A 10,766-nucleotide genomic window follows, 5' to 3' on the forward strand; every position below is an offset into this window, starting at 1 on the left:
TGGGTATTAATATGAAAACCGATAAGCTACTTTCCACAACAATGACCGGCGGTGATGCGTTGGTCCAGGGCCTCAAGTCCCATGGCGTCGATACGGTTTTTGCACTTCCCGGTGCCCAGATCTACGGGCTGACCGACGCGCTGGCTCGCAATGCCGACAGTCTTCGCGTGTTTGGTGCGCGACACGAGCAGACGAGTGCCTACATGGCGTTCGGGTACGCCCGCTCCACAGGCAAACCCGGGGTTTTTACTGTGGTTCCTGGCCCCGGAATTCTCAACTCCAGCGCTGCAATGCTGACCGCCCACGGTTGTAATGCTCCCGTTCTGGCGCTTACCGGCGACGTCATGAGCGCGTTCAAGGATCGCGGTCGAGGTCAATTGCATGAGTTGCCGCGCCAGTTGGAGATCTTGCAAAGTGTCGGCAAATGGGCAGCCCATATCGAGCAACCTGCCGATGCTCCGTGGCAAGTCGCTCGAGCTTTTCAGGAAATGCTCTCTGGACGCCCTGGGGTGGTCTCTCTACAGGCCCCATGGGACTTCTTCACCAAGGCCGCCGCTGTCTCGACTCAGCAGCCGTTGGACCTCAAGCCCAATCCGCCCGTAGACATCGACGCAGTGGATCATGCGGCCGTTTTGTTGAGCAAGGCAAAGGCACCGATGATCTTCGTGGGCTCGGGAGGACTGGACGCCAGTGTCGAAATCAATCAACTGGCTGAGGTACTCGGTGCACCGGTTGTCAGTTTCCGAGGGGGGCGCGGCATTGTCAGCGACGAACATCCCCTGGGGTTCACGGTGGCTGCTGGTGCCCGACTGTGGCCACAGACAGACGTGGCGGTGGTCATTGGTTCTCGGTTCGAGCTGTTGGACATTCGCTGGAGGCATCGGCCTGCCGGGCTGAAGCTGATCCGTATTGATATCGACCCGGCGGAAGTTCGCAGAATCAATACACAGGTAAACCTGGTTGCTGATGCGGGCGAGGCCTCCAGGGCGCTGGCTGAAGCAGTGCTGCGTGTGGGACCGCCTCGGCACCGGACCGAGGAAATTGCCGAAGCGAAGGCCGCGGCGGAGCAAGCAATTCAAACGGTGCAGCCTCAACTTGACTATCTGCGAGTTATCCGCGACGTGCTGCCACGCGATGGCTTTTTCGTCGAAGAAATCTCCCAGGTCGGATTCACTTCGATTTTCGGCTTCCCAGTGTACAAGCCCAGGACATTGGTGACCTCTGGCCACCAGGGCACGCTTGGTTTTGGATTCCCGACCGCACTTGGGGTGAAGGCTGCCCATCCGGACAAGGCGGTGATTTCCATCTGCGGTGATGGCGGTTTCATGTTTGCGGCCCAGGAGCTGGCCACCGCCGTTCAATACAACCTGAATCTGGTTACCGTGGTTTTCAACAACAGCGCCTTCGGTAACGTGTACCGGGATCAGCAGGAGAGCTTCGGGGGCCGACTGCTCGGCTCCGAACTGGTGAACCCGGATTTCGTCAAGTTCGCTGAGTCGTTCGGCGTCCAGGCCTATCGGGTCAACACACCCGCTCAGTTGCGTCCTGTGTTGGAAAAGGCATTCGCTGCCGAGAAGCCCGTCCTGATCGAGGTGACCGTGCCGCGAGGAGAGGATTCGAGCCCGTGGACCTTTTTGCACCCCACTTTTGCCAACTGACTCAGAGAGATGACAATGCTTGAACAAGTCGAAATTTATCCGGGTGATCCAATCTTGTCGTTGATGGAGGATTATCAGAAAGATCCACGTGCTGAAAAAGTGAACCTCAGCATCGGTTTTTACTACGACGAAAACGGTAATGTCCCCGTGCTCGAGTCGGTAAAAAAGGCAAAGGTCCTGCTGGACGCCAGACCTCAGGAACCTAACCTGTATCTTCCCATGGATGGACTTCCTTCCTTTCGTGAGCGAACGCAGGAGTATCTGTTCGGTGAACTCGACGGCGCTTATGCCGAGCGCATCGCGACGATCCAAACCGTTGGAGGTTCAGGCGCGATCCGTGTCGGCGCAGACTTCCTGAAGCGCTACTATCCGGATTCTCAAGTTTGGGTTAGTGACCCGACTTGGGATAATCACCATGCGATCTTCAAAGGTGCTGGTTTCGATGTACAGCGCTACCAATATTTGAAGGAGGGCGGCCAGGAGATCGATTTCCAGGGGATGATTGATACCTTCGATTCGCTGCCAGAGAATACAGTGGTGCTTCTGCATGCGTGTTGCCACAACCCCACAGGCCTGGATCTGAGACCCACGCAATGGAATGTACTGTTCAGCGTGTGTGCCCATCGTAAGCTAATTCCATTCCTCGATGCTGCGTACCTTGGGATGGGGGATGGCTTGGCAGAAGACTGCTATGCAATTCGTGTTCTGGCCAGTGTTGGTATCACCAGTCTCGTCAGTAATTCTTTTTCGAAAGTCTTCTCTCTATATGGCGAACGAGTGGGGTCGCTCTCTATCATTTGCGAGAGTTCGGCGATTGCAGAGCGTGTTGGCGGTCAACTCAAAGGCACGGTGCGGACCAATTATTCGAATCCGCCTCGGTTCGGCGCGGAATTGGTGGGCATTATCCTTTCCGATCGATCGCTTAAAACTGCCTGGCTCGCTGAACTGGAAGGTATGCGTCAGCGTATCGTCGATATGCGGCGGGCTCTATACGACGCGATCAAAACCCTTAAACCGTCCGCCGATGTGGAGTATTTGATCAAACAAAAAGGCATGTTCAGTTTTTCCGGCCTGGCGCCAGAAGCGGTTGATCGCATCCGAGAGAACCACGGGATTTATTTCATTCGCAATGGGCGGATATGCATGGCTGGACTGAACGGGTCGAACTTGACGAAGGTGGCATCTGCTATCGCGTCGGAGTCGCATGCGCGTTCTGCTTGAATCAATCGGCGCCCATCCGGGCGCTGCTTGCTAATACGTTGTTGTGACTGTCAAAAAATCAATGATTCAACTGCTTCTGGGTCTGCGGGGTAAGGGGTGCCCTACGGATGTCATCATTCGCCTTGCTGCAATTGGGTATTCGCCGATAGGCACCGCGTCTGGGTACCTTCATCATAAGCCACTTTTTTGATATCGCTGATGTTGAATACGTGAAGCCAAGCAGTGTCGTTAAGGGGTTGATGCATTCGAATGGCTTGGATGTCGGTTCTTGGTTTTTATTGGGATATCGGCTGACCGTTGACCGTACCGGCCATTTCGTGACCCTCTCTGATCCATTGCGTTTCTTCGAAACTCCTCCGTCCCCACGCTCATCTGGTTCCAAGATTCTGTTGTCTGAACTCAGGCATGAGGCAACGGAGCATCTGGCTAAGTCGAGCACCCGTTGTTAAGGCTACTATCGGGAGATGGCAGCAGAGGAAGTCGATAGATGATACGAGAGAATCCCCGTGTCGTAGCGCAAAAGCATTCGTTGGCCACACGAGCCTTGCGCCTTGCTGTATTGCGCATTGGCCTGGTGTCAGTGGGCGCGGGGGCGATTTCCTACTACGTCAACTCTTCCACCATCGAGCGAGAAGTGACCGGGCAGTTGCTGCTGACCACCGAGCAATCCTTGCAACGTGAGTCCTTGCCGTTTCGGGAAATCAAGGATTTGCAGCAGAACTTCCTTGCGGAGTTCAAGGAGACGCTGGCTCGTCCGGGCATGGAGGCCACGCTGGTCAAGGACTTCCGGCAGATTTTCTATCGCCACGAGGACGGCTCCTATACGCAGCGTCCACAACTGTTCGAAGGCCAGCCGCTGGCCGACGGGCGGCGTTTTGCCGGAATGTCGGCAACCTACGCACCCGATATTGCCCCCAATGAGAACACCCAGGCGCGATTCGCCCTGTCGTATCTGCTGTCCCACAAGTACGGTTCGAGCACCAAGGGCCGGTTGTTCAACTTTTACGGCGTGGTCCCCGAAAAAGGCTTCCCCATCTACCAGGACGCCGACATCGCCAAGGTGTTCACCTACTCGGGACCGGATGCCCTGAAACTTGAAACCTATGAGTTCTATGCCCGTGGTTTCGGTGCGCCAGGCCACGACACGCTGTTTACCCGCATGTATTGGGACTATTCCAACAACGCCTGGATGACGACCGTCGCCACCGCCGACGTGGCCGATGCTTCTGGAAAACACGCCATCCTGGCCTGTGTCGATGTGTTGCTTGATCAACTGATGAAACGGATTGCCAAGCCCGCGATAGAAGGCGCGTACAGCTCATTGTTCATCGCTGAAGGGGACGGCACGCTGATTTTCCATCCCATGGCGCTGGAGCAAATCAAAAACAGTGCGGGCGAGGCGTCCATTCGCTCGCTCAAGATGGCTGAGGATTACCCGCTGCTCGATGCCGTTGCCGACCTCACGCCCGACCATGCGCGAATCGTCCAGACGCCGAACAACATCGTCGCGATGGGCTTCGTCCCCGAGACACCTTGGGTTCTCGCAGTGCACTATCCACGGACGCTGATGACACCGGCCATTTTCGATAACCTGGTCATCATCATTGCTCTCGGTCTGCTGACCCTGCTGGTGGAGATTTTCATCCTGCGATCCATTCTGCAAAAGCAGGTCGCCCTACCGTTGTTCCGGTTCGTCCAGGCGACACGGTTGTTGGGCGTCGGCAAGGAGCGTCTGAGTCCTGAGCAGTTGCCGATCCGGTCCGAAGACGAAATTGGCGAGTTGGCCCGCGCCTTTGCCAAGATGGCCGAGCGGGTCCAGGACGCTCAGGAGCATCTGGAGCTCAAGGTGCAAGAACTTACGCGCCAGGCTAGTCATCTGACTGCTGTTGCCGACGAGCGCGAGCGCGCCGAAGCGTTGCTGCTGGAAAGTCAAAAACGTTACCAGGACATTTTTGATAATGCCCTGGATCCGTTGTTTCTGTTGGAGCTGACCGACGAGGGTTTGCGCTACATCGAGGTCAATCCAGCCTTTGAGCAGGTGACGGCCGTGGGGCGGACCGAGTTGATCGGCAAGACGATCGAGCAGACGCTGTCGCCCCGTGCCGCGGCGATGGCAATGGCCAAGTATCGACGATGCGTGGGCAACCGTGGGCCGCTCGACGAAGAGGATGAAGTGGACTTGCCTACGGGGCGCTTGATCTTTCACACCACGCTGATCCCGGTCCGAGATGCTGAGGGGCGAGTCGAGAGAATCGTCGGCATCGCCCGTAACATCACCGAGCGTAAACAGGCTGAACGCGTGCTGCATACTCGTGAGCAGGAATTCCGCGCCCTGGTGGAGAACACGCCGGATGTTATCGCACGCTTCGACCTGCGGTGCCGTTTCCTGTATGCAAACCCGGCTGCGCAGAAAGTGCTTGGCCATCCGCTGGATTTTTTGCGAAACAAGAGTTCGCGCGAGGTTTTACCGGATTCAGATGTGGCGCGATTCTTTCAGCACAAGCTCGAACACCTTATCGCTACGAACAACGCGATTGAAGAAGAGCTATCGATCAGCATCCCGATAAAACGGGGGACTGAAATCGCCAGCTACCAAGTACGCCTGGTCCCCGAACGTGATCGACACGGGGCATTGATGAGCATTCTTTCCGTCGGACGCAACGTCAGTGCCATGCTGGCGGCCGAGCAGCGCCTCAAGGAATCCCATGCTCAACTGCGCCAGCTGTCTACTCACCGGGAAAACACGCGTGAAGAAGAACGCAAACGCATCGCACGGGAAATACATGACGAACTGGGTCAACAGCTCACCGCGCTGCGCATGGGCCTTTCTCTGCTGCGCCTACAATTCGGTGAAGGCCAATCGTTATTGGTAGAACGGATCCAGGTGTTGATGGGGCGTATCGACGAGATCATTCAAGTGGTTCGCAACGTTGCCACCGCCTTGCGGCCCTCGGCCCTCGATATGGGGCTGACGTCAGCGCTCGAATGGTTGGTCTCCGAATTTTCCAACAACACTGGCATCGCTTGTCAGCTCCGGGCGCCGGCGGCCCGACTGGAACTGGATGACGAGCGCGCCACCGCGGTCTTTCGCGTCATCCAGGAATCGTTGACCAACGTCGCCCGCCATGCGCAGGCGAGCCGGGTAGACATTCACCTGGAGTGTTCCGCCGAGCACGTCCTGATTAAAGTCGCCGACAACGGCAAAGGCTTCGATCCAGCGCAGTTGCCCAAGGGTTCGTTGGGCATGCTCGGCATGCGTGAGCGCGGACACATGCTTGGCGGAACGATTACCATCGACAGTGCCCTGGGTCAGGGAGCGTGTGTGCAAGTGAGTATTCCCTTTCAGATGGACCCGCAGACCCCATGATCAAGCTGATGATCGTCGACGACCACGCCATCATGCGCGAAGGCCTGAAGCAATTATTCGCGCTGGCCGGTGACGTGCAGGTCATCGCTGAAGCGGAAAATGGGGCCCTGTTGCTTGAACGGTTGTGCCAAGGAGGCATCGATCTGTTGCTCATGGACATGAGCATGCCCGGAGTCAGCGGCGACGATTTGGTGGCCCGGGTACGTGCGCATTATCCGCAACTTCCGATTCTGGTTCTGAGCATGCACAACGAAGTGCCGATTGCTCAGCGTGCACTCCGGTCCGGAGCCAACGGCTATCTGACCAAGGATCGCGACCCGGAAACGCTGCTGGCGGCCATGCGTCGAGTGGCGGCTGGCGGGCGTTATATCGATGCGGGGCTGGCTGAACAGATGGCCTTCGCCGGCACCGGCCTGGGTTCCGGCAACCGGCACGACACACTCACTGACCGGGAGCTACAAGTGCTGCGACTGCTGGCTAGCGGCGAGAGTGTCTCGAGCATTGCGAATGAATTGATCATCAGCCACAAAACCGTCAGCACCCATAAGGCTCGCCTGATGGAAAAGATGGGGTTCCTCAACACCGCCGATATCGTCCGCTATGCAATGACGCAACAGCTGCACTGATCTTATTCTCATGGGTAAGGCGATGCCTACCCGTCCTCCGCGAGTACCTACGCCAAAACCAGCGCAGCCCGATGTCAGCGGTTGCTCGCGCCCTCTATTATGGGAGATCGAAATTTGTCCCTGGCTTTCTCCGCGGTGCTGTCCCGGCAGGCGTTTTCCAGGCAGGCGCGGTCGCTGGAGGGAGCGTTCATATTGAGTGTAACCATTGCGCATCCAGGCTCGACTTCAGCGGGGGCGGCGGTTTTGGTCGAAGCCAGGTCGCCCGAGCTACCGAACGTTGTCCCTGGCGCGACAAGTAGTGCTACCCATGCCCAAGTCCTGGTCAGGCTCGCCGCCAAGAAATGTCTGTTGGCCGGAGTTGTCGCCGACATGCTCGAAGAAGGGCGGGACCTGGCACGTACCGAAATCGAACTTGCATTGGCTGCCGATCAACCCATTTCTGGCAATTACTATCTTTCGCTGGTGGTGGCCGGCGAGCTGTTTGCGGTGAGCGCGTTGAATGTCTGCGCCCTTGTCGAGGCCAGTCAATTCATCAGCGAATCATCCACGACTTCGAATTTGCGCCGAGCAATCAGGTGGCGCGATACGTTGGTGCCGGTGATCGTCCTGAGCCAGCACCTTGTCGAGCGGCCCCTTGAATCAAGCTGGAGCAGCTGTGTCGTCATCCTTGAGTTGATCCGCGACGACAGTCGGCAAAGGGTGGGCGTGATGGTCGATGCGGTAGGCAAAGTACTGGAAATACATCCGGCTGACATCGAACCGCCGGTTACGGATGACAGCCAAGCCTGCAGCGACGTTCTCCTCGGCATGCCACTGTCGGCCAACACAGGGTCGGCTTGCTCCATGTCGAGCGGGGGCTTTGGGAAAAACTACGTTCTGCCGTGTTCAACGGCCCCAATCAATCGTGCGGAGCACTGTTCGACATGAGCAATTTGCTGGATCGCTACGCAGCGGCAAACGCGCCGCTGCGATCATGAATTTGATCCAGTCGGCCCGGAACAATGGGCGCGATCCGTTTACCTTCCTGAAGGATGGGTTGACGCGCCTGCCTATGCAGCGGGCGAGTGAGATTGCAGCGCTGTTGCCGCATAGGTGGCGTCCAACTCAATCATGCAAGACGGTTTTCCCGTGCGCTTACGGTTAGTTTCGAATTCATCTGATTAAAACAATTCAACCCTCCGGTGGCGCTGACGCTTGCCGACCACCGGGAGGCAACCAAGGAGAAGTCTCTATCATGAGCATCAGTGCAATCACAGTAGTAAATCCATACCCTTTTTTGGCCCCCAACATTTCCATCAAGGGGAGGGAAGACGGAGCATCGATCAGTCCTGCTATATCGACTGAGACCGATGAAGACTCGGTTAAGGGCGATGCGCTGCGCGTCGACATTAGCGACGCGAATGTCGCGGGCGCCAACAGTGGTGGCGATCTCATTGAACATTTGAAGAAACAGATCGAGCAAGCTGAGAAGCTACTGGCCAATCAGCAAGCCCAACTGGCCAGGGTTCAAAAAAGCCAAACCAGCGAAGAACAGAAGACCCAGCAGGACATGGCAATCCAGACCCAGATCATGGGCACCCAAGGGGCTTTGCAAACCCTACGGGGGGCGTTGATGCAAGCTATGACTGTTTCCATTGATACCCATGCCTGACCTCTCGCCCGTCTGACGGGCCCAATGGTGCAGGAGCACTGATCGACATGAGCAATTGTCTGCAAGCATCTGGCAATGCAACAGGGATACATTCATGAAAGTGCTGGAGCGTCTGCCTTTATCTCGCAAGTTTATTCTGCTGGCCCTGTTATGCCTGGGGTTGGTCGCCGCACCCACCTCGTTGTATGTGCTCGGTGCCTTGAGCCAGAGTCGCCAGGCCGTGCAGGAGTCCGATGGTATGCAACCGGTCCAGCAGTTACTCGCACTCATTGAGTCGATACAGCAGCACAGCGGTCTTTCATCCGCTGTGCTGGGAGGCCATGTTGCTTTGCGTGGCGAGAGGCAGGGCAAGCAGGCTGAGGTGGATCGCGAGTTTGAGCGCACCGAGCGCGAGCTGCTCCAGGCTCAGGTTCCCTCGGCCGTGCTGGACTCGTTGCGGCATATGCGTCGGCAGTGGGAGGAGCTGGCTGGCCAGGTATCCCGTGCCGAGCTCAACGGTACTCAAAGCGTGGCCCGCCATGGACCATTGATCATGGCGGGCCTCCAAATCGAGGATTCGCTGCTTGATCACTTCGAGTTATCGCTGGATCCGATCTTCGAAACTTACTACCTGATCACTGGTGCCTTGGTTGAGCTGCCGAAGATCAGCCAGTTGCTCGCGCAGTTGGGCGCGACGGGGGCCTTGCATCTGGCGCAAGGACGGATACAGCCCGAACAGCGCGCTGTCCTGCGCAGCCTGACGACTCAAGCGCTGGATAGCTTCAGCTCGCTGAACCGCGCTTTTGCGAAGGTCAACGCCGCCAGCCCGTCATTCAATTCTTTGTTGAGCGGTCCTTTGGCGGCACTGCGCCCACAGATTGAACAGACGTTGAAACTGACCGACACGCAGCTGATATCGGCCAGTGAGCTCGATTACCCGGTTACCGACTATCTGGCGGGCTATGCGCGCACTCTCGGCACACTGTCCGACTTCGATCGAACGGCGCTGGACGCCCTGGCCGATGCGCTTGAAGCGCGCCGCGACAGTGCACGGCAAAGCATTGTTTTAATGTCAACCGGCTTGCTGGTGCTGTTGGTGGCTGGGGCGGCGTTGGCGACCTCAATGGTGTTGCGTCTGCTCATGCAATTGAAGATCGCCCTGATGACGGCTGAATGCATTACGGCGGGCGACCTGAGCCATTCGATCGACGTTCGTGGCACGGATGAGCCGGCGCGTCTGCTGCAAGCGTTGCAAGGAATGCAGGATGGATTGCGCGGCACGGTCAAGCACATCGTACGCTCCGCCGAGCGCCTGGCCTTGACCGCCAGCGAATTGAACGCGGTGACCGAGACTGCCACGCACGGCCTGACCCGGCAGAACGGCGAGCTGGACCAGGCGGTCACGGCCGTCAACGAGCTGACCACCGCCATCGCTGATGTCGCACGCAACGCTGTTTCGGCGTGCGAGGTTTCCCAGTCCGCCGAGCAACGCTCCCTCCAGGGCCTGGCGAGCGTCGGCCGTACACTCGAGTCCGTTGAGTCGCTGAGCGGTGATATCGAGCACACCACCGATACCCTGAAATCGCTGGCGAAACAGACCGGTGCGATCACGGCGGTGCTGGATGTGATTCGCGGCATCGCCGAGCAGACTAATATGCTGGCCTTGAATGCGGCAATCGAGGCGGCCAGGGCCGGAGAAAGTGGGCGGGGTTTCGCCGTGGTCGCCGACGAAGTACGGGCCTTGGCCCAGCGAACCCAGCAATCGACCACGCAGATCGAGAGCATCATCGAGTCGGTGCAAAAGGGCAGCCAGGGCGCCCTCGACGCGATGCACAACAGCAACGGCAAAACCAGGGAAACCCTGGTGATTGCCCGCGAGGCGGGCGTGGCGCTGAGTTTGATCGCCGAAGCCATCACGCAGATAAACGAACGCAACTCGAGTATCGCCAGCGCTACCGAAGAGCAATCCCATGTCGCCCGCGAGGTCGATCACAACCTGCTCAATATCCGGGATGTGTCTGTACAAACGTCGAGCAGCGCGAATCAGACCCATGCATCCAGCCGTGAGCTCGCCGACCTGGCGGGGGAGCTGAATGCACTGGTCAGGCATTTCGCGTTCTGACGATTGAAATAAATCCTGCGTGGCTTCGCTCGGGGCTAGGCGAGCCCGCGGGTAAGGGACGCCCTACCTGTATCACCATTGGGCTTACTTAAAATCAGCATCGACCGATAGGCGCCATGTCTTGGCGCCTGCATCATGAGCC

The 10,766-nt window shown here is 57.7% G+C and carries 7 protein-coding genes and 1 pseudogene; all 8 read left to right on the plus strand.

Features of this window, described 5'->3' with window-relative positions; genetic code table 11:
• Positions 1 to 11: 11 nt before the first annotated feature.
• The 8 genes and pseudogenes from ACWNZ1_RS04375 to ACWNZ1_RS04410 all read left to right on the plus strand — a co-directional run bounded on the left by ACWNZ1_RS04375 (position 12) and on the right by ACWNZ1_RS04410 (position 10,624).
• Positions 12 to 1,658: a thiamine pyrophosphate-dependent enzyme gene (locus tag ACWNZ1_RS04375; protein ID WP_456027423.1), complete on the plus strand. Its 1,647-nt coding sequence runs from the start codon at positions 12 to 14 to the stop codon at positions 1,656 to 1,658.
• A gap of 15 nt (positions 1,659 to 1,673) precedes the next feature.
• Complete coding sequence (locus ACWNZ1_RS04380; RefSeq protein WP_288913925.1) at positions 1,674 to 2,879, plus strand: amino acid aminotransferase; 1,206 nt, start codon at positions 1,674 to 1,676, stop codon at positions 2,877 to 2,879.
• 487 nt (positions 2,880 to 3,366) lie between these two features.
• A complete protein-coding gene (locus ACWNZ1_RS04385; RefSeq protein WP_456027424.1) occupies positions 3,367 to 6,246 on the plus strand; it encodes a PAS domain-containing protein in 2,880 nt (959 codons plus the stop codon).
• Positions 6,243 to 6,872, plus strand: coding sequence for a response regulator (locus ACWNZ1_RS04390; RefSeq protein WP_456027425.1), 630 nt, complete (start codon positions 6,243 to 6,245; stop codon positions 6,870 to 6,872). The genes ACWNZ1_RS04385 and ACWNZ1_RS04390 overlap by 4 nt, the downstream gene beginning before the upstream one ends.
• 114 nt (positions 6,873 to 6,986) lie before the next feature.
• Complete coding sequence (locus tag ACWNZ1_RS04395; protein WP_456027426.1) at positions 6,987 to 7,799, plus strand: chemotaxis protein CheW; 813 nt, start codon at positions 6,987 to 6,989, stop codon at positions 7,797 to 7,799.
• A gap of 1 nt (position 7,800) precedes the next feature.
• A pseudogene (locus ACWNZ1_RS04400) lies at positions 7,801 to 8,016 on the plus strand (transposase domain-containing protein); the annotation flags it as partial.
• Positions 8,017 to 8,106: 90 nt separating this feature from the next.
• The gene (locus tag ACWNZ1_RS04405) at positions 8,107 to 8,523 is read left to right on the plus strand and encodes a hypothetical protein (protein ID WP_288913935.1); all 417 of its coding nucleotides are present in this window, start codon (positions 8,107 to 8,109) and stop codon (positions 8,521 to 8,523) included.
• A gap of 1,237 nt (positions 8,524 to 9,760) precedes the next feature.
• On the plus strand, positions 9,761 to 10,624 hold the full coding sequence (locus tag ACWNZ1_RS04410) for a methyl-accepting chemotaxis protein (RefSeq protein WP_456027451.1): 864 nt from the start codon (positions 9,761 to 9,763) through the stop codon (positions 10,622 to 10,624).
• Positions 10,625 to 10,766 lie beyond the last annotated feature (142 nt).

This window comes from Pseudomonas sp. CFBP 5748 (genome assembly GCF_053850495.1).